The sequence below is a fragment of the Pseudomonas sp. GB2N2 genome (assembly GCF_054897705.1).
In genome coordinates this window covers 1,146,456-1,167,510 of sequence record NZ_CM142701.1, presented here as the reverse complement: position 1 = coordinate 1,167,510, position 21,055 = coordinate 1,146,456, and the positions used below count along the sequence as shown (strand labels likewise).

Annotated in this window: 13 protein-coding genes and 1 pseudogene; 7 read left to right on the top strand and 7 right to left on the bottom strand. The window is 59.7% G+C overall.

Annotated elements, in window-relative coordinates:
* Positions 1-207 precede the first annotated feature (207 nt).
* The 4 genes from ACYZT4_RS05445 to ACYZT4_RS05430 all read left to right on the top strand — a co-directional run bounded on the left by ACYZT4_RS05445 (position 208) and on the right by ACYZT4_RS05430 (position 5,295).
* A complete protein-coding gene (locus ACYZT4_RS05445; protein WP_461985870.1) occupies positions 208-762 on the top strand; it encodes a fimbrial protein in 555 nt (184 codons plus the stop codon).
* An 84-nt stretch (positions 763-846) separates the two neighbouring features.
* The gene (locus ACYZT4_RS05440; RefSeq protein WP_461985868.1) at positions 847-1,602 is read left to right on the top strand and encodes a fimbrial biogenesis chaperone; all 756 of its coding nucleotides are present in this window, start codon (positions 847-849) and stop codon (positions 1,600-1,602) included.
* A 27-nt stretch (positions 1,603-1,629) separates the two neighbouring features.
* On the top strand, positions 1,630-4,140 hold the full coding sequence (locus tag ACYZT4_RS05435; RefSeq protein WP_461988560.1) for a fimbria/pilus outer membrane usher protein: 2,511 nt from the start codon (positions 1,630-1,632) through the stop codon (positions 4,138-4,140).
* Positions 4,141-4,203: 63 nt separating this feature from the next.
* Positions 4,204-5,295: a fimbrial protein gene (locus tag ACYZT4_RS05430; RefSeq protein WP_461985866.1), complete on the top strand. Its 1,092-nt coding sequence runs from the start codon at positions 4,204-4,206 to the stop codon at positions 5,293-5,295.
* 36 nt (positions 5,296-5,331) lie between these two features.
* Here ACYZT4_RS05430 and ACYZT4_RS05425 read toward each other — a convergent pair whose 3' ends face one another.
* From ACYZT4_RS05425 to ACYZT4_RS05395, 7 genes and pseudogenes are all read right to left on the bottom strand, one after another.
* The gene (locus tag ACYZT4_RS05425; RefSeq protein ID WP_461985865.1) at positions 5,332-6,777 is read right to left on the bottom strand and encodes a hypothetical protein; all 1,446 of its coding nucleotides are present in this window, start codon (positions 6,775-6,777) and stop codon (positions 5,332-5,334) included.
* 215 nt (positions 6,778-6,992) lie between these two features.
* Complete coding sequence (locus tag ACYZT4_RS05420) at positions 6,993-9,185, bottom strand: autotransporter outer membrane beta-barrel domain-containing protein (protein ID WP_461985864.1); 2,193 nt, start codon at positions 9,183-9,185, stop codon at positions 6,993-6,995.
* A gap of 246 nt (positions 9,186-9,431) precedes the next feature.
* Positions 9,432-11,435, bottom strand: a complete 2,004-nt coding sequence (locus ACYZT4_RS05415) for a hypothetical protein (RefSeq protein ID WP_461985862.1) — start codon at positions 11,433-11,435, stop codon at positions 9,432-9,434.
* Positions 11,436-11,769: 334 nt separating this feature from the next.
* The gene (locus ACYZT4_RS05410) at positions 11,770-12,885 is read right to left on the bottom strand and encodes a methyl-accepting chemotaxis protein (RefSeq protein ID WP_461988558.1); all 1,116 of its coding nucleotides are present in this window, start codon (positions 12,883-12,885) and stop codon (positions 11,770-11,772) included.
* A gap of 30 nt (positions 12,886-12,915) precedes the next feature.
* Positions 12,916-13,395, bottom strand: a pseudogene (locus tag ACYZT4_RS05405) (MCP four helix bundle domain-containing protein); the annotation flags it as partial.
* A 262-nt stretch (positions 13,396-13,657) separates the two neighbouring features.
* Entirely contained in the window at positions 13,658-14,800 is a 1,143-nt protein-coding gene (locus tag ACYZT4_RS05400; protein ID WP_461985860.1) for a glycerate kinase, read from the bottom strand.
* A gap of 186 nt (positions 14,801-14,986) precedes the next feature.
* Positions 14,987-16,150, bottom strand: a complete 1,164-nt coding sequence (locus ACYZT4_RS05395) for a sugar diacid recognition domain-containing protein (RefSeq protein ID WP_461985858.1) — start codon at positions 16,148-16,150, stop codon at positions 14,987-14,989.
* A 161-nt stretch (positions 16,151-16,311) separates the two neighbouring features.
* Between ACYZT4_RS05395 and ACYZT4_RS05390 the strand changes: the two genes are divergently transcribed.
* The 3 genes from ACYZT4_RS05390 to ACYZT4_RS05380 all read left to right on the top strand — a co-directional run bounded on the left by ACYZT4_RS05390 (position 16,312) and on the right by ACYZT4_RS05380 (position 21,024).
* The gene (locus tag ACYZT4_RS05390) at positions 16,312-17,625 is read left to right on the top strand and encodes an MFS transporter (RefSeq protein ID WP_461985856.1); all 1,314 of its coding nucleotides are present in this window, start codon (positions 16,312-16,314) and stop codon (positions 17,623-17,625) included.
* Positions 17,626-17,801: 176 nt separating this feature from the next.
* Positions 17,802-19,970 (top strand): hypothetical protein, encoded by a 2,169-nt coding sequence (locus ACYZT4_RS05385; protein WP_461985855.1) that lies wholly within the window; start codon positions 17,802-17,804, stop codon positions 19,968-19,970.
* On the top strand, positions 19,927-21,024 hold the full coding sequence (locus tag ACYZT4_RS05380) for an NAD(P)/FAD-dependent oxidoreductase (protein ID WP_461985853.1): 1,098 nt from the start codon (positions 19,927-19,929) through the stop codon (positions 21,022-21,024). The genes ACYZT4_RS05385 and ACYZT4_RS05380 overlap by 44 nt, the downstream gene beginning before the upstream one ends.
* The last annotated feature ends 31 nt before the right edge of the window (positions 21,025-21,055 follow it).

The window sequence follows — 21,055 nt, the reverse complement described above, 5'->3', positions numbered from 1 at the left end:
GCTTTTTTTTAACTAATTTTCATGAATTGATTACGCCACCCCTTCCGCTATTGAGAGTTATCTCATATCCCCCTACCCCTCCCCCTTCTAAAATCCCCGCGCCGAAACTCAGTTTCCCCCCAATCAACTTTCACACGCTTATAGCAGCGTGCCGCACCGATGCTGTTTCGGCTCAACGCACGGTCGGACTTCAAAGGATCTGTAAACATGACTAAAACACTATTGGCGCTGACCCTGGGCCTGGCCACTTCTCTGGTGGGCACTGCCGCGTTTGCCAACAGCGTTGGCCAAATCAACTTCACCGGTAACATAAACGCCAACACTTGCCCGATCGAACCCATCGATCCAGGCACCGGCGCTCCCGGCCCGATCAACCTGGGCAGTGTTGCAGTTCCCGACTTTAACGGTGCTGCCGACACGGAAGTGGGCGGACGCGAGTTTGCACTGCGCATCAAGGATGGGGAGGTCTGTGGTTTTGAGGCGGACGATACCGTCACCGTTCGATTCGACAGTACCCACGGCAACGCCGGTACCGGCGGCAAGTACTACGGCATCCAGACCGGTGGGGCCACCGGTGTTGCCCTGGCGATCAAGGACAACGACGGTACGCATGTCGACAGCGGCACTGACTCCAAGCCTTACCCGGTCAATGTCACCGGCGAAACCCGCCTGATCTTCAACGCCAAGTACCGTTCCAGCACTCCGCTCGTCACCGCTGGCCCGGTGATCGCCAACATCAACTTCCTCGTAACGCTGCCGTAATCCAGGCCCTTGAGCGCAGTAACCGTCTGCGCTCAAGGGTGCACGCCGCACCGCGCAAACATCGCATCGCCCTAAGGTTTTTTTATGTTCGGATCGATCAAAGTATTTTGCCGTGACACAGCGGCGCTCCCCTGCGCAGTGGCCACGTTGTTGCTGACATTGCATGCACCGGCAAGCCATGGAGCATTGACACTCAACGGCACCCGCGTGCTATTCGAGAGTGATAAACGCAGCGTCTCGCTGGTGGTTGCCAACCCCAGCGAAAAAACCTACGCCGTGCAGACCTGGGTCAACACCAGCGCGGACGATACCACCACGGCCGTGCCATTCATGGCCTCACCTCCGCTGTTCCGGGTCAATCCCGGCAAAGAGCAGCAGGTGCAAATCAATGGCTTGCCCAACAGCCTGCCGACCGACCGCGAGTCGCTGTTCTACTTCAACGCCCAGGAAATTCCGCAAGTAGAAAGCGAACAAAGCAACGTCTTGAACATCGCCATCCGCACGCGCATCAAACTGTTCTACCGCCCCAGCCAGTTGAAAGACAAACCGCATGTACGCCTCAAGGACCTGCAATGGTCGGTCCGGCAAATTGACGGCAAGCCCAGCCTGGTGGTGACCAATCCAACCCCTTTTCATTACACCTTTCACCGTGTGGAAGTGAGTGCCAACGGGCACTCCCAGACCCTGGCAACGCCGCCGATGGTCGCCCCTCTCGACCGCCAGGTTTACGCGCTGGACAAACTCCAGCCAGGCCCCGACATGCGGGTGTCGTTTACCACCATCAATGACTACGGCGGACTCACGCCGCTGATGAGCCAGCCCCTTCAGACCGAACGCTGACAGCCAATAGCATCCATAGCCAGGAAGATAACGATGATGGTTTTCTCGGGTCGTTGGCGCGTGCCTGCTCGCCAGCGCTTAGCCCAGTTTTTACTGATCGGAAGTAGCACTGCCTCCCTGGTCGAGGCAGGACCCGCACTGGCGAGTCCGGCCCTGTCCTTCCAGAGCGGTTTCATGCACCAGGGCAGCGACCAGCCTGCTGACGCCGGACGGCTGACGTTGCAGGAGCTGGCCAATGTCCAGGACCTGGGGCCGGGTCGGTATCGGGTGGAAGTCCGCGTGAACCAGGCCTACATGGGCCAGCAGGAAATGGACTTTGTCCAGGGTGCCGACGGGCTGACGCCGTGCCTGACCGCCGACCTGCTTGAGCAATTCGGCGTCAAGCTGGACGCCATCGCCCACCCCGAGCAACTGAAGGCAAGCTGCGTCAACCTGTCAACGCTGATCGACGGCGCAAAGACCGAGTTCGACGGTGGCGGCCTGCAATTGGCCATCTCCGTTCCGCAAATCGCCATGCGCCGCAACGTCACCGGCTACGTAGACCCCGAGCGCTGGGACGAAGGCATCAACGCGGCGTTCCTCAACTATCAGGTTTCTGCGCAACAGGGCTCCACTCGCTACGGCTCGAACAATAGCCAGGACCTCTACCTGAACGCCGGGCTCAATCTGGGGCCGTGGCGGCTGCGCACCAACCAGAGTGGGCGCCAGGACAGCCGCGGCGAACGTGCATGGAGTCGCGCCTACACGTACGCGCAGCGAGACTTGCCGGGCATGAACGCCAACCTGACACTGGGTGAAGCTTTCACCGGTGGCGATGTGTTCAAGAGCCTGCCGTTCAAAGGCGCGCAGATCGCCTCCGACGCGGGCATGCTGCCGGATGCGATGCAAGGTTACGCGCCGGTGATCCGCGGCGTTGCGCTGAGCCGGGCACGTCTGGAAGTCAGGCAGAACGGCTACCCGATCTACGCCACTTACGTCAGCGCCGGCCCTTACGAAATCGATGATTTGAACACCGGTGGCGGCAGTGGCGAACTGGAAATCGTCCTGACCGAAGCCGATGGGCAAGTGCGCCGTTTCACCCAACCTTATGCCTCTCTGGGCAACCTGCTGCGTGAAGGTGCCTGGCGCTACAGTGCCGCCGTCGGTCGTTACAATTCTTCCAGCAACATCGACGATCCGCTGTTTTGGCAAGGCACGCTCGCCATGGGCACCCCTTGGGGCGCGACCCCCTACGGTGGCTTGATGGCCGGCGAATATTACCGGGCAATCAACCTTGGCATTGCAAAGGACCTGGGCCAGATCGGCGCTTTGGCAATGGACCTTACGCGTTCCGATACCGATCTCGATCTGCGGAATCTGGACTCGGTCCAGGGCGTGAGTTACGCGATCAAATACGGCAAGACCTTCGCCACTCGCACCAGCCTGCGCTTCGCCGGTTATCGCTACTCCACCGAAGGCTATCGTGACTTCGACGAAGCCGTGCGCCAGCGCAGCCAGGACAGCAGTTTCCGCGGCAGCCGCCGCAGTCGCCTGGAAGCCGCGGTCTATCAGAGTCTGTCCCCACAAAGCTCCGTCACCCTGACGCTGTCGCAGGAAGACTTCTGGCGCACCGATTATCAGCGTCGCCAGTTTCAGTTCAATTTCAACACTCAACACCGGGGCGTCGGCTACACCCTGTTTGCCAGCCAGTCATTGAGCGACCGCTATGAGCGCAGTGATCGCCAGGTCGGCTTGGGTGTGTCCATGCCGTTGGATTTCGGGCACACCAACACGGCGTCGTTCGACATGCAAAAGAACGGCAACACGCTCAGTCAGCGCGCCAGCCTCAACGGTACGCTGGATGACAACCGTTTCAATTATCGCGCGGCGCTGGCGAACGAAGACAATCGCCAGCAATCGGCGGAACTGTCGATGGGGTATCAAACGCCCTTTGGCAATGTCGGCGCGGGCATCAGCCAGGGCAACGATTACCACAACGTCTCCGTCAATGCGACGGGGGCCATGCTGGTGCATGGCGACGGTTTCGCTCTGGGCCCGTATCTGGGGGAAACCGCAGGCCTGGTCGAGGTTCCGGGTATCCACGACGTCGGCATCGCCAACGCTCCGGGCGTTCGCACCAATGAACGCGGCTATGCCCTGGTGCCCTATCTGCGCCCCTATCGGGTCAACCAGATCGAACTGGAAACCGACCAGTTGGGCCCGGACGTCGAAATTGACAATGGCACCGCCCAGGTCGTGCCCCGGCGCGGCGCGGTGGTCAAGAGCACCTTCGCCGCACGCTCGGTCAACCGACTGGTCATCAACGCGGTGTACAACGGCCAGCCGCTGCCCTTCGGCGCGCAGGTACGAGATGCGCAGGATGCCGTGCTCGGCATTGTCGGTCAGGCCGGGCAAGTGATGCTCAGCACTGATGATCAACCGCAAATCCTCCAGGTCCACTGGGGCGAGAAAGCCGGACAGCAGTGCCACCTGGACATTGATCCGCAACGCATGGAACTGGCTCAAGGTTATCGCCTGCAGACCGCGACCTGTCGCTGAGAAATCATTCAAATGGCGTCGTCCGCAGGGTAACGGCGCCTCGCTCATTGAAGGAAAGCGTTCATGAAGTTATCACTTCGACAAGGGCTGAGCCTGGCGGGAATCGTCGCCGGAGCGCATCTGGCGTCGCCCGCCATGGCGACTACTTGCGCATGGGAAGGCGCCGCCGGGCCGATCAATTACCAGGCCAACGTCGGCAGCGTTTATGTGCCGCGTGATGCACGCGTCGGTAGCATCATCGGCGTCATCGACCAGTTTTTGTTTACATCCAACACCAACGGAAGCGTCGTCACCTGCAGTAACGACGGCGTCGTCCCACTGGACTTCCGTACGCAACCCGTCGCCCCCACTGATCGCCGGGTCCACGAGCCCATCGGAGGTGACGATTCCAGCGGCAGGATTTTCATGACCAACATTCCCGGTGTGGGCGTGCGCATCGTCCTCGACGTTCCTTTTACAGGTACCTATGACAACGAGTTTGCGCCGATAGGCGGCGTGCCGATCGTACCTTTCGCAGCACAAATGCCCGGCGCGACGCTCACCCCGTTCAGGCTCACGGGTTTGAGAAACAAAGTGACACTGGTGAAAACGGGGGTGATTCCACCGGGGCCTCAAATATTAAGTCGGCTCATTTTCGACGGTTACTTCACGGGTATTGGCAAGGGCTTCAGTTATGAAGTGCAAGGCACGGTTATCCAGTCGCAATGCGCGGTGGGTGCCAATCCTGTCAGTGTCGACCCGGTGCCGCTGGGGGACTGGGACAAACAGGACTTCACGCATCCCGGCTTCACCACCCCGCCGACAAGCTTCTCGATCACGTTGACCAGCTGTGTGTCGGACCCGATCGGAGGCAACCAGGCCACTGCCCATATTCGACTGGATGGCTCCAAAGGCTCGGTGCCGGAAGGCGATGGCAGCTTGGGGGTATTCAGCTTGAGCCCGACGTCGACGGCCTCCGGCGTGGGTATCCAGATCCTGCGTGGCGACGGTCTGACGCCAGTGCCCCTGGGCAGCGATGTAGCCTTTGGTGTGATCCAGGATGGCATCGACACAACGCTGGATTTCAACGCGCGGTTCTATCAGATCAAGAACCCCATCGACATCAGCGCCGGCTCGGCCGAAGGCGCCCTCAGCTTCACCCTCACCTATCAGTGAATATCAACAAGCCCCGATCACAAGGGGCTTGCCGGATCAATCCAGAATCATCGGCCTCAGCTCGTTGAACTCGAACCATTTGCCACCGTTGTCAAAGCTGACCTTGGTCAAAACGATATAGCGTGTGCCGCTTTTCAGGTTTCGCATAAACGCTTGCGACACCGCCGCCGCCACCCCGGCAGTGGTTTCCGGGAGGGTTACAGCCCGAGGCGCAAGGATTGTTTCAGTTTTCGCCTGGTTGTCCGTGCCCGTCCCCGTCACCGTGATCGTAATCAGGCATTGAGTGCTGATGTAGGGCCAGATCGCTTGCAAAACGGGAAGACCTGCGGCGGTTATCGCACTCTTGTACGTCGGGTCGCTGTGCGGCGGCGAGAGTTGCGGGGCGCGAAAATTCCCCTGTGGAATCGGCTGCACGACCAGGGTCAACGGGTCGGATGGGTGGGTAGAATCATCCGGCAACGTGATGTCGTAGGACACCGACAAGGTTTTGCCGAGGAAGCTCGCGATAGTTTCCTTGGCTATCTGAACATTGCGTGAACCCGGAACGACGGGCAACCGAACTGCGCCGGGGGTGCCGGGTTCGCCGAACAACAGGGTAAGCCGGTCTTCGTCGTAGTACACCGCTTCGTCGGGTATCAGCCCGGTGGCCCCTCTCAGGGTTTTCGTCGGATCAAGCTGGCCCCAGTTTGACGGATCACCCGGCAGTTCTTCGAGCCAGGGGAATGGCGCGTAATGCGGCGCCCTGATCGCAGCGACCTGCAGCAGGGCGGGATCGGAGAAGGCACTCAGGTTCAAGGCACGATCCTGAATCTGGTAGGTCACCTGGCGCTGCCCGTCGCCCACGAGGCGGATATCGTCGCCGGTGAACGTCAATGTGATCGGGGCCGTGTAGTTGAGGTGTGTCAGCGGCTCGCTGCGTGCTTCCATGTAGGAGCCATCATCGGGATTCTCCCAGTAGCCGATCGCTACGTCGCCCGGTGCCTGTTTTGGGGATAAAGGAACCTTGCCTTCGACAACATCACCGTGGGCGTTCAAGTAGTCGAAGTCGATGAGATCGGTATCGAACTTGAGCGCACTGTCGGCGTTCAACTGTGGCGGCTCGACGTCAACCGTTAGCTCGAGGTCTTCCGACGGCTCTTTCTGCTGGTTGCGCAGGGTCAGGACATAGCTCACTTTGTGAGTGCCGGGAGTCAAGTACTCCGGATCGACGTCAATGAAGTAATCACCCGTCGCAATCGGCGCCGTCCACTCCTTGATGAATTCAGGCACACCGTTCCACCACAGGACCACATTTTCCGGGTCCTCGGGTGTAGGATCCGAGTCACCCCAAGGGTCGAATTCGATCTTTAGCGGATTGCCTTGAGTACTCTTCGGCAGCAATCCTGGCTGCCCGCCTTCCACATCGGGAAGCATCACCAAGGTGAATGGCTTTGGGCGTATCCGGTGGGTGTCCGGGGCGCGGGAGCGAATGGGTGTGGTCATCGTAATCTCCTGAAAAATGAGGAGCGAAAAAGACGCGTTAAACGTTCTCGCCCTAGTGTGAACAGTGCTTATTAACCTCCAAAACCAGGTGCCCGTATACTGTCAAACCTGACAGGTCAGGCCGTTTTTTCGGGTCGAATTTGCAACAAAAAAAAATGCAGTCACATCGAATGTGACTGCATTTTTTCGTACCCACCAATCCTGGTCGCTGCGGGTTACCAGCTGTAGCGCATGCCTATGTTGGCGCCCCAGGGCTGCTCGATTTTGTCGCCATTGCTGTATTCGAGATCCACATGCATCGAAGTGTTTTCGCTGGTCTTGACGGCAAAGCCTGCTCCCAGTTCACCACGAGAACCTGACAGGTCCGTATTGAACACGTTGCGGTTCACCTCGACATCACTGTTGGTGGCAAACTCATGCACATAGGCCGCACGCACATACGGCTGTACCTCATAATCCTTGCCCAGGGTAAAGTTGCGGCCGGCCGTGGCGCCGATTTTACCGAGCAGTGAGCGCGCACGATCGCCTTCGGCAGTCATTCCGTTATCCAGCGTGTAATCGGCGCCCTCGATGACCACTGCGGACAATTGAGTGTACGGCTCGACGAAATACCCGCGATCCAGCTTGATGTGGCGACCGAACTCCACGGACGCACCGACTCCGTTGTTATCGTATTCGCCCTTGGTCTTCCTGCCGTCGCTGAGGCGTACGTCGGACGAGTTCTGGAAACGGTTGAGTTTGATGACCGCGTCTGCGTAGTAGCCTTTTTCGTTCAACCAAGTGGTGTAGGCACCGAGGTAGTAACTATCGACTTCACCGCTGGTGCCACGGCTCATGTCCAGATCGGACTTGCTGTAGCCGCCCAACAGGCCGACCAACCATCGCCCATCGCCCATCGGCAATGGCGCATCGGCACCGAACGACACGCCTTGCTGGGTTTGCTGATACGCGGTGCCTGCCCTGTCGCTCACATCGTATTTATTACCGTAGGCACGCACCCAGCCACCCGCCTTGCCATGGTCCATGCGCACTTCACCCATGCGACTGCGCAAGGTGCTGAGTTCGCCGTACCAGACTGTCGGCGCCGCACTGAACAGCGCCATGACCGACTGCGTCCCGGGGCTGATGGAACGCGTGGCCGTGTTCAGCACCCATTGGTTGTTACCTTGCTTGATGAGGTCGTAATCGTAAGCGCCCAGGCTCACGGCACCGCCCTTCAGCGCAAATGTTGCATCGCCGCTGCCAATTTCGACCACGGGCCGTGAACCCGCCGCCGTCGGCTCCGAACCGCTGCTGTCGAGCGCTACCGAATGATTGCCAGTGGCGTTCCCGGTGACGGTCAACGTATCGATCTGGCCGGTGGTGAAATTGTTGTGCATATAGAAGGTGCCGCCGGTGCCCGACAACTCGCCCACCTGCAGCTTGAAAAACTCGCCGGGATTGCCGAACTGCACACCGCCGCCGTTCAGTGCCAGGTGTTCGACACTGCCATCGCCGACCATCACCCAACGTGCGTCATTGTTAATGGCAAGGCTTTGCACATTCTCCAGGCGCCCGGTCAACGTGGCGGCATTGTCCAGTTTGACGTTGGCCGTGCTGCCAGACTCGACGATGACATCACCCACCAGGTGGGTGTTGCCGTCACTCACGGAGAGATTCGCCGAGCCACCGTTTCTGACGTCCAGCAGCGCACCATTGCTACCGGTCAGCGTCGTTCCATTACGGGCTGAAATGTCGGCGTTGCCGCCATTGACCAGGATGGCCGAACCGTTCACCCCCTCAACCCGGGTGCTGTCCAGATTCAAAACGCTACCGCCAGCATGCCCCGCATCTTCGCGAATTTGAATACCGTTTGCGGTGCCGATGATGGTACTGCCTACCGCCGATACCGTCCCGTCGAACATCTGCAGACCAACCCCGTTCGCCCCCGTGCCGTTTACCGTGCTGTTGAGCAGGGTCAGCGTACTCTTCGCGCTGAGCGCCACGCCCCTGTCTGCGCCACTGATATCCGCGTTGTTAACCGTCGCTGTCGAACCCGCGCCGGTGGTGGTCTCGGCCAGCTGCAGGCCCGTGGAATTACTGGTGATCCGCGTGCCATTGATCTGCGCGCTGCTATCAATCAGCTGCAGCCCGATCGCCGATCCGGTCGCATTGACGGTTCCGCCGTTGAGATTGACCGCGGACCCGGTTCTGGCCGCAATCTGCTGGGTGTTGGCGGAACTGGCGTTCAGGGTGGCACCGTTGGTCAGCGTATAACTGTCCGGCCGGGTGTTTTGATCGATGTCTTTGACGACGCCATCGATCGGCACTGCCGCGGCTTGTTGAGCCAGCAGCAACAGCGGCGCCAGGCTGACGAATTTCACGGCTCGCGTTAATGGATTCAGATTGAATGCATTGATTGCCCACATGTCCAGGTACACCCTCGATTGATCAACTATCGGTAGGCCAACTTCCTACAAACAAAGTCGTCGGCACTTACAAAGGCGGCGAGACTACAGAGAGCCCTCCGAGGTTTATGTAGGACTAATCCGAAGTGCGCGCTGATTTCCCTTAAATGCCGACCGCACAAGGCGTGTGGTGCGGCTCATGAAACCAGCCTGCGACACCGCCCGCCGCTGATGCGCCGAGGGATGTCGCCGGATTGATCTGTCGGATCAAGGGATCGGGCATGACCCGCTGCCATTGAACATCCCAAGCCACGGCAATGCCTGTTTGGATGTCACGGTCTTGCTGTTGAACGTGAACGAGTAGGTGACCACCGCAGTGGCATCGGAATGGGCGGGAGGGTTATAGGAGGGCGCAATGTAATCGGCGTATGGCGTCACCTTCCACGCGAAACCGCTCACCGGAAACGCCCCCGTCGCGTCAGTCAGCGTTATCTCTTCCTCGAACAGCGTGTCGACAATCTCCTTGCCAAGGTCGACTCGCCCTTCGAACAGTTCCCAGGACATCTCTACCTTGCCCCCTACCGCCAGCCATTTCGACAGGTCGGGAACGTCCACCTGGATGTGGTGGTCCGCCCCTTGAAGTGAGTCGCAGTTGAGCCATCGCCCAGCGAGATGCGGGAGCGTCGGCGCATCGGGTTTCAGCACAATGGCATCGTTTACATTCACCAGGTTTTTGACCGAGTTCTGCCAGTTCGGCGTGACCGTGGGATCACCAATGCTGTAATGCATCGCCCTGCCGGACCCGTTATCGGTTTCAACGACGTAGCTCCAAGGGATATCTTTTGTCACGGTGTCGCCCGCGGCCTCCGTGGTCATCGTGTGATCCGCTTCCGGGACATGCTTGCCCATCCAGTAGATTTTCACTTTTTGACCGGCGGCGACCGGGTCATACACCTTGAATTCAAATTTGAACGGTTTGTCGGCATCGGCCTCGACCAGCACGTTGTCAACAGTCGAGCCCTTCGCCACCCCGGCCAGCAGATTGGGGTTGGTCGGATTCGGAAAGTCAGGCCACGGATCCAGCGGCGTACCGATGAGTGTGAAGTTCGCCTTGAAATCTTCTTCTTCCAGGCCAAACTTCCGTCCGAGTCGGTCGACCGAATACTCAACTTTCAGCGTTTTTTCGGACGTGCCGGTGGCAGCCTTGTAGGCGGCCAACAACGTGGCAGGCGGAATCAGCGCTTCGGCATAGCCACCCTCCTGTGCAAAAAATTCCAGCAAGGAAATCCCGCCCAGCTTCGCGACAATCTTGTCGCCTGACTTCCAGCCTGTGTAGCGATATTCAACGATGACCCCATCCGTGGCGGTTTCGAGATTGACCACGACTCCCCCGGTCGCCGCCGGGATCACTGGTTTTTGCAGCGCGCTCGGCAGCCCGCCCAAGGTGACGATAAAGCGGGTAAAACCCGAGAGAGCGCTTCGATTGTGCGCCCTGTCGATCAGCGCGTGGAGCGAGTAATAAATGCCATCGCCTTGGGCATCGATATAGGCTTTCGGAATGATGACAGTCCGGTTGGCCGGAACATCGACAGGAACCGTGACAGGGGGAAGGGTCGAGGGGTCATCAGGCAGCGGGTCTTTGGCGAACCAGTAGACGTATTTATCTTCGGGCGCATTGTCAGCGTAAACCGGAATCACACCCGACACGGCAGAGCTGTTGGTGTCGTCAATTTCCGTGATGGCAAACGTCATGGCCTTGGGCTCAGGCGGCGTGGCCAGCTCATACGGGGCGGTAATATCAGTGGTGAACTGGAGCAGCGGGCTCTTGGCGAGCGTGTTGTTGTGAAGGAGCACCTCGTGTTTGAGGGTATACGGTCCGTTGGGCTGGATCGTATTCAATGGCAATTCAAAATTCGGATCCCAGGTGGCTGCAAAAGGGAACGTCAAATTCTTCGTGATGATGGGTGCGCCGAATGCCGCATCGTCGGGATCAACGATGTGCCCGCGCGCGATGTACAGTCTGATGACCTGGTCGTCCCCCGCAATGGTGCCCGTATCCCCCCAAATCGGGATGCTCAACTTTGCCATACCCGCGTTTTTGATGATCGGGCCATTCAACAGGTTGTCGCTCGCATCGACGATGTCCGCAAGGGTTCCCACCGGCAAGTCATCGGCTGCCTTCGCCGCACGCGCCAGATTGCGCTGGATGCGTACTTTGCGATACGCATCCCGGACGGTTTTTGAGCTTTGATTGTTCTGCATGATGGTCATGTTCGTTGCTCTCCACAGATTCGGAAATTGCCATGCGTGCAGGCATGGCTATGGAGGCTGTGCGGCGGTCCGAACACTGCGAGGGAAACATGGTATCCATCCCTACGATCTATACCCCGGGGCCTGGGACGGATTAAGCACCACTATTTCCAAATCCGTAACTGTCATAGTTGACAGGTACACCCTGAAAATTGCGCCTTGGCCCGAGTCTCTGTGGGAGCGAGCCTGCTCGCGAAAAACCCACGGGCCATGTTTTCAAATAGCAGGCGTTATCGTTCACGTCCTTCGCGAGCAAGCTCGCTTCTACAGGAAGCGGCATCTACAGGAAGCGGCATCAGATCACAAACCGCGCCACCAGCGCATTCAAATCCACTGCCAGGCGTGACAGTTCGTGGGTGGCGGCGCTGGTCTGGTTGGCACCGGCGGCGGACTGAATGGCCAGGTCGCGGATGTTCACCAGGTTACGATCCACTTCGCGTGACACTTGCGCCTGTTCCTCGGACGCGCTGGCAATCACCAGGTTGCGTTCGTTGATCAGGTGGATCGACTGGGTGATCTGCTCCAGCGCCACGCCCGCCGCACGGGCCATCTCCAGTGTGCTTTGGGTGCGCTGATTGCTTTGCTGCATCGACGAGACCGCGTTGCCGGTGCCGTTTTGAATGCCGGCGACCATCTTCTCGATTTCCTGCGTCGATTGCGCGGTGCGATGGGCCAGCGCCCGAACCTCGTCGGCCACCACCGCAAAACCACGCCCGGCTTCACCGGCGCGAGCCGCCTCGATTGCCGCGTTGAGGGCCAGCAGATTGGTCTGTTCGGCGATGGCGCGGATCACGTCCAGCACCTTGCCGATATCGCGGCCCTGAGTCGCCAGGCCTTCGATCATCACCGAGGTGTTTTGCACGTCCTGGGTCATCGTCTGGATTGCATCGACGGTTTCCACCACACGGTCGCGCCCTTCACGCGCCGCCTGGGTTGACTGGTTCGAGGCTTCGGAGGTCGACACCGCATTGCGGGCCACTTCTTCCACGGCAGCGGTCATTTCGTTGACCGCGGTGGCGGCCTGTTCGATTTCGTTGTTTTGCTGTTGCAGTCCACGGGACGCTTCTTGCGTAACAGTGCTGAGTTCTTCGGCGGCGGCGCCCAGTTGCGTGGCGGAACCGGCGATCTGCTCGATGGTTTGGCGCAAGTTGCTCTGCATGGTGGACAAGGCGCCGAGCAAGCGAGCCGGTTCATCCTTGCCGTCGACCTCGATGGCTTTGCTCAGGTTGCCGCTGGCGATGGTTTCCGCAGCCTGCACCGCACGGTTCAAAGGTGTGACGATGCTGCGGGTCAGCAGCCAGGCGAGCAGCACGGTCAAGAGGGACGCCACGACTGACACCGCGATGATTCCATTCACGGCGGTGTTGTAGTTGTCTTCGGCGACCAGACCCGCGGCTTTGGAGCCGTCGATGTTGAACGTCACCAACCGGTTGAGTTGCTCGCCCATCTGATCGGTGCCGTCCTTGATCCGGGTGTTGATCAAGGTGCGCATCTCATCGACTTTGTTCTGCCGCGACAGGTCCATCATTTCCCGCTGCGCCTGCATGTAATTGTCCAGCGTCGTGGTGAATGTTTTGTACACCGCGGCTTCCTCCGGGCCCATCGGCAACGCGGCGTAGCTGGCCTGAGCCTTGCGCACTTTGTCGGTCAGCACACCGATGCGGGTTTCGGCCTCTTGCAGACTCGCCGGCTCGCGGTTGACCAGAATACGGAACGACAGAATGCGCATGCGCAGGATATTTTCGGTGACATTGCCGAGGAAGCCGACGCTGGGCAGTTGCGTCGAACCCATGTCCACCGACGCCTGGCGAATGATCGTCATGCGATTCACGGCAAACACGCCGAGCACGATGACCAGCAAGGCGATAAAGGCGAAACCCAGGAAAGCTCGGGGCGCGATGTTCAAATTACGCAGGGACATAGAAGAATACTCGGTGATTGAGGCGGCGAGCATCCTTGCCATGGTCGCTGGCGGACGAGCGTTGTAGCGCGGCCGTCAGCTTGGCGCCACCGCTGTTGAATCTGGTGCGCGCCTATTGGCTATATCGGCGGGGCTTGAACATTTCTGCGAGAATTTTTTCAACTATATTCAAACAGTTGTAGGAGCGGCTGCTGGCGATGTGCCAGATTCACGGCGTTGAATTGATCGCCAGCAAGCCGGCTCCTACAGGGTGATGTTGGATTCAGGATTTGCGTGTTGCCATTCGCCAGACCCGGGCGATGTCGCTTGCGCGTTCGCGCAACAGCCGCGGCGCCTCGGTGCAGGCTTGCTCCAGTGACATTGGTCCGCTCGCCAGGGCGAACGCGGCATCGATGCCGTGCGCGTACAGCGCTTGATAACCCTCGCCCAAGGTGCCGGCGATGACGATCACCGGCACGCCGTGTTGCCGGGCGATCCGCGCTACGCCAAACGGTGTCTTGCCACGCAGGGTCTGCGCATCGAAACGGCCTTCGCCGGTGATCACCAGATCGGCGTCCTTGACCGCGTCAGCCAGCCCGACCAGTTCGGCAACCACGTCTACCCCGGCCTTGAACTGCGCGCCGAGAAACGCCTTGGCGGCAAAGCCCAGACCACCCGCCGCGCCACTGCCCGGTTCGTCGCGTACATCGTTGTCGAGCACGTGCGCGCAGTGCTCGGCGAAGTGCCCGAGGGCGTGATCGAGTTGCTGCACTTGTTCAGGCGAAGCGCCCTTCTGCGGGCCGAAAATCGCCGACGCACCGTGAGGGCCGCAGAGTGGGTTGTCGACGTCGGCGGCAATGTCGAAGCGCACCCTCGCCAGTCGCGGATCGAGTTCGTTCAGGTCAATGCGAAACAGCTGTTGGAGTGCGAGACCTCCCGGCGCCAGGGTCTGACCCTGAGCATCCAGCAGTTTCACGCCCAAGGCTTGCATCGCGCCGGCACCGCCGTCGTTGGTGGCACTGCCGCCAATCGCCAGAATGATTCGCTGCGCGCCTTCGTCGAGAGCGGCGCGGATCAATTCTCCGGTGCCGAAGGTGCTGCTGTTGCAGGCATCGCGCTGATCGACCGGCACTAACTGCAAACCGCTGGCCTCGGCCATTTCGATAATCGCGGTGTGACTGTGGGGCAACCAGCCCCACGCAGCATCGACGCGTGTACCCAGCGGCCCGCGCACATTGATTCGTCGCAATTGCCCTTCGCACGCCGCCAGAATCGACTCGACCGTCCCTTCCCCACCATCGGCCATCGGGCATTTCACCAACTGTGCGTCGGGCCAGACTTCGGCCAGGCCGAGGGCAATGGCATCGGCCACGCCCTGGGCGCAGAGGCTGTCCTTGAACGAATCGGGGGCGATGACGATTTTCATGGGAATTCTCCAGTTGCAATGCCCTCATGCTGCCAGCAGGGGTGAACAATAACGCCGGTCCCGTGCACAAGTGACACAAAGGATTATTGTTCATTTTGACAAAACCTGAAGATTTGCCCACATCCTTGTAGGAACCGGCTTGCTGGCGATAGGGACGACGCGCTTCCTCCGGAGTACCGCGTTGATTCAATCGCCAGCAAGCCGGCTCCTAGAGGGGAATGTGTTGTTTACGGGATCGGATCGGTCAGCGGGGAGGAGCTGGACGCCGAGGTAGAGAGCCAGCATGCCGTCCAGGCGCAACGGATCGACGCCGCTCAGTTCGGCAATGCGCTCCATGCGATAACGCAAGCTGTTGCGATGAATCCCCAGCGCATCGGCGCAGGCCTGGCTCTGGCCGTCGTGATCGCACCAACTGCGCAACGTCGCCAGCAACTGCCCGTTGCCGTCCTTGGCGATGACTTTGCGCAGGGGTTTAAGCAGCTCATCCAGCGCGTCGTCATTGCGGTGCCGCCAGAGCATCACCGGCAGTCGATAACGGGTGAGCGTCAGCAGCCTTGAATGCGGCAGCACATCGCGCCCGTAGGCCAGCAAGTCGCCGACGCGCCGATAACACCGACGCAGCCCTGCCAGTCCATCCGCCTGCCCACCCACGGCGATGCGCAAGATATTCCAGCCGAGGCCGTCGAGCTTTTCCAGCAAGCGATCATTCTCGATTGCCTGGTTCGCCGGTCGACACCACAGCAACGAAGACGTGGCCGAACTCACGCACCAACTGTCCGGGTAACGTGAGGTCAGCCAGGCACCCAGTGCCTCGACCGTCTGCCCCGGGCCGTGTTCCGTGCCCAGTTCGAACAAGTAAGGCACACGGGTCAATTGCGGTTTGAGCCCAAGCTGTTGCGCTTCATCGATCAACCTTGGCGAATCGCCGGCCTCGCTCACCAGCAACGCCAGCAAGTCATCGCAACGCTGCCGCCGCCATTGCTGCTCGGCCTGCTGATTGCGCTGGCCCACCAGCATCTCGGCGGTCATCCGTACCAGTTCGGCATAGGTGCGCAATTGCTCGGGTTCACCCGTGATGCCGAGCACGCCGATCAGACGCTGATCAAGCAACAGCGGCAGGTTGATCCCCGGTTGTACGCCCTTGAGGTGGAGCGCCGTTTGCGCATCGATTTCCACCACGCGCCCATTGGCCAGCACCAGTTGCGCGCCCTCGTGCCGGGTGTTGACCCGCTCCGGTTCACCGCTGCCGAGAATCAATCCCTGACTGTCCATGACGTTGACGTTGTACGGCAGGATGGCCATCGCCCGGTCGACGATGTCCTGCGCCAGGTCGTGATCGAGTTCGAACATAACGGTGATCCTAGAAGGGGTGACTGTTCAGCCGCACAGGCCTTGATTGCAAACCCTGTGCTCAAGCACAAAGACAGCAGCCATGAGCGTGGCCGAGACTCTTTGGGCGGTCAACGTTACCCGTTGCATCGCAAAAAATCATAATAAAGAGAGAGCCCGCCATGTCCCAGAGCGCCGCCGTACCCCAGGCCGTCGTCGACGACATAAACGCCGTCTACAAACGCGTCACCCTGCGTTTGATCCCCTTCATTTTCATCTGCTACCTGTTCAACTACCTCGACCGGGTGAACGTTGGATTTGCCAAGCTGCAGATGCTCGACGCACTGAAATTCAGCGAAACCGTGTACGGCCTCGGCGCCGGGATTTTCTTTATCGGCTACGTGCTCTGCGGCGTGCCGAGCAACCTGGCGCTGACCAAATTCGGCCCACGGCGCTGGATCGCGCTGATGATGATCGTCTGGGGCACGCTGTCGACCTGCCTGTTGTTCGTCACCACGCCAACCGGGTTCTACACCTTGCGCCTGTTCACTGGCGCGGCCGAAGCCGGGTTCTTCCCGGGCGTGGTGCTGTACCTTTCGCAGTGGTTCCCGACCTTCCGCCGTGGCCGCATCATGGCGCTGTTCATGTCGGCGATTCCGGTGTCAGGCTTGCTCGGCAGCCCGTTTTCCGGCTGGATTCTCAACCACTTCGGCGCGGCCCAAGGCGGTCTGGCCGGCTGGCAGTGGATGTTCCTGTTGCAAGGTATCCCGACCGTGATCCTCGGCGCCCTCGCCTACTTCCTGCTCAGCGACAGCTACGCCAACGCGAAATGGCTGACGCCGTTCGAGCGTTCGGTGCTGGAAGCCGACCACGCCGAAGACCTGGCCAACAAACCGAAAACCTCCACTGACTCACTGCTGGCGGTGTTCAAGAATCCCGTGATTTGGGCCTTCGGCCTGATCTACTTCTGCATCCAGAGCGGCGTCTACGCGATCAACTTCTGGCTGCCGTCGATCATCAAGAACCTGGGCTTTAGCGATAACCTGGTGATCGGCTGGTTGAGTGCGATTCCGTACCTGCTGGCGGCGGTGTTCATGTTGCTGGTGGGCCGTTCGGCGGACTTGCGCAAAGAACGCCGCTGGCATCTCGTGGTGCCGATGTTGATGGGCGCTGTCGGCCTGTTGATAGCAGTGAACTTCGCCACCACGCCCGCCATCGCCATTCTCGGCCTGACCATCGCCACCATGGGCGCCCTCACCGGCCTGCCGATGTTCTGGCCGGTGCCAACCGCGCTGCTGAGCGCCGGCGCCGCGGCCGGTGGCCTGGCGCTGATCAACTCCATGGGCCAGATGGCCGGATTCCTCAGCCCGTACCTCGTCGGCTGGGTCAAGGACAGCACCGGTTCGACCGATGCCGCGTTGTACTTGTTGGCGGGCGTGATTGTCTGCGGGAGCTTGCTGGCGTTGCGCATGACGCGAACTTTACGTAACCAGTGATGCCCCTGGCGCCGGAAACTCCGGCGCCTATCAGAACTGCTAGTCGATCTTGCCTCCCCCTTCTCCTGCACTAGGCTGACAAGCGACGTCACAACGATGTTCGGATCGGCGCTTTTGCATGCATGTGAGCCTGCCCGAGTTTGTGTCAACAAATTCAGTTTGAGCAGGAAAACTCAATGAGTCTGATTAATGCCGTAGAAGCCGTTTGCGCGCGCCTGGCAACTGATAACGGTTGGCACACGCTTTTCTTACACCACGGGCTCGATATCAGGGCTCGTCCATTAGCAGCAGAATTGGGCAAGACGTTAGCGGTGGATCGAACCCTCAAGGGGTTTGAGGATTTCTCGCTGACCGGACTACGGGGCATCGAACCCGGTAATCCGGCTCGCAGCCTTTTGTTCCATGCCCTCGCCTCGCCCAATGTATTGACTGATCCGGGAGGCAAAGCGTTTTCGCTGTTTGCGACCGCAGCCGAAATAGAAACGGTCCTGAATTACGTTTACAGCTCACGACTGCCATCAATACCCGGCTTGCAACAACAAGCCGGACCCGGGACACCGCTGGCGATTGTTGTCTTTGCTGTCGAATACCGGCCTCGGCCGGATACGGGCCACAAGAAACATGCCGACCTGTGTTTTTCCCGCACCGGCATCGCACGTGTCGGGACGGCCGCGCCGCGCTATGACCCGGCGCGTCGGGGGTTTCTACCCTGGGTGACCAGCAATCCCAAAGCGATCCGGGTGATACCGGCACGGTATAGCGCCTACATCGCCATGCAGAAAGCCGGTGACGCTGTCGAGTTCGGACCCTGGCCTGTGCAATCCGGCGACGATGCACGCAAGTTCTGGGTGCCCCTGCACAAACTGTTCGACGGCCCAGAATGCATCGCCGGCGTCGATCTGAAACTGAAGCTGGAGTTTTTTCAAATCAATGAAAAACTCCGCCAGTTCCATCGCAACTTTCCCGGGTCTGGGTGGGGGGAACCGGACATCTCCAACGAACCGTTTGTCATCACCAAGAATCTTGCCAAATGGGCCGACCCGAAAATTTACGGCAGCGGCCTGTTAACCCCGGTCACCAAGACGCATCTGGTGGAAGAAGCTCGCTACAAGGGGGGGCGGCTATTTTTTTCGATCCCGCAAACCCCCAATTACCAGGGCTACATCATTAATCGACGCTTCAAACAGAATCATGATGGGTCCCTCCATGATCTGAATAACGAGCGTGATGTGAAGGCCATTGTCGACGCCGGGGGCTACAACGCCTTGCATTTCATCGACCATACCGCCGACGGTCAGGTCAGCGCGACTTGCCCCGCCCTCGACACTGCCAGACTGAGCCATTGGCCTGCGTATTCACTGGTCTCGGCGCCTTGTTTTTACCCGCTGTATACGCCGCGACGCCTGCTCGAGTGGAGCCTTGAACAGCAACTTCCCGAGCCCTTTTTCGGACAAAGCCTCAGGGTGCTTGCCGACCGCAGGATGGCGGGCAATACCCGTTTGCCCGGAGGTCATTTCCCGCTGGAGGACAACGGCATTACCGCGATCATTTCGCACGCGCTTGACGCAACGGAGCCTGCCACTACCGCAGAAGTTGCGCATCAACAAAGGCAAACCTGCTTACCCGACGCGGGAGCCGGCACATTCAGCCCTGGCTGGTGCGCGGCCCCCGTATGGGGCGGCGGATTCAACCCGCGATCGCTCGACGCTTCCGTGTTGGGAAGCCCGTTGACGGATGACATGAAGATTTGTGATGCGACTGGCGCCTACTGGCCCGTACTTTCTCCGGACTCGTCAAGAAACTACGCGCCCGAGAAAAAAGGGATTTCGATCATACCGTTGCAGAACAACGAACAACTTGCATGCGATGGCGTCAACACTCCGCGCCTGATCCAAGTAAACGGTGAGCGGCTCGTGGAGTACGCCAGTTTCGACCACGTCGACCTCACGAAAAACGCCCTCGCCAACCTGATATCGGTCAGTCTTCTGGCCCACACGACAGCAGAGGATTATCAGGCGCGAATCTTGTCGATGCACAATGCCTTCGGAGCGCTAGGCGCCGTGACTCGAACAGAAAAAGCAGCGTGGTCCGTCCTGGCTTTCCAGAAAGTCACCCGTCCGGATCAAGAGTTGGAGAAGGCAGAGTCAGCCACAGGAATGACACTGGACGCCCCCGTGCATGCGTATCAGATTTACAGCTACACCATGCAGAGCCAGATTCCCGCTGATTTCACCAAGCGCAGGGCCGAAGTCATCGACTTGTATTTCCTGTTTGTCAGTCCTGCATCATTGTTGATCAAGCATGAGCAAGGCCCTTGGCAGGGGCGCTACATTGTCCAGCCATGACGTGGTCATCATCGGCGCCGGCCCGGCCGGCAGCGCTGCGGCGATCTTTTGCGCGCAGCATGGATTGAGCGTGGCGCTGCTTGACCACTCGAGGGTTTGCCGTGATCGCCCCGGCGAAACGCTGCCGCCAGCCATCGAACCTTTATTGCAGCAGCTAGGCATAGCCGACCCGGTTTTGCCGGGCAATTTCATTCGGCATTCCGGCAATTGGGTGCAATGGGGGTCGCCGCGTCGCTTCAATGCCTTTGGCGGTGATGCGGATGGCCCATGGCGCGGGTTTCAGATTCCCCGACGCCTGCTCGACGGCTTGTTACTCAACCGGGCTCAGGCATCAGGCGTTGCCGTTGTCCGACCGTGCCGCGCCTTGAAGGTTATTTGCAACAACACTGCGGTGGTCGGCGTGGACACTGACAAGGGCGTTTTCCACTGCACTCAGTTGATCGACGCCACTGGTGCGCGGGGATGGCTGGCGCGACAACTGGGATTGGAGCGTCATGCGTATTCACCTCCATTGCTGGCGACCTACGGTTACGCCAACGGAAACTCTGCGGTTTGCGACGACGCCCCCGCTATCGTTGCGCACAGGCATGGCTGGTACTGGATCGCAAGAATCGGAGCCGACTCGTATGCTTGGACCCGTTTGCACTTCGACGGTCATCCATCGAACCTGCAACCGCCAGCGGAATTCGGGCACTTGCAGGATTTCTCCAGAGTGCGTGGTGCCGATGTGACCTGGCGCGCCTGTCGGCAATGCGCCGGCCCCGGCTATTTCATGGTGGGTGACGCCGCGTCCATACTCGATCCCGGCACCTCCCATGGCGTGCTCAAGGCGATCATGTCGGGGATGATGGCGGCTCATGCCGTGGTGAAAAGCCTGGCTCATCCCATCCACCAGGACGGCTTTAAACATCAGTACCGAATGTGGCTCAACAGCTGGTTTGCACGCGACATGGGCAAGATGCGCGAGTTCTACGCCGCACACCCGGCACCGCCCGACTGGCTGGCAAGCGCGCCGATATTTCATTTTGATACGCCGGACGTTTCTGGTATTTGATTAACTCTTTCCCTCCAGTAAAAGGATTTCC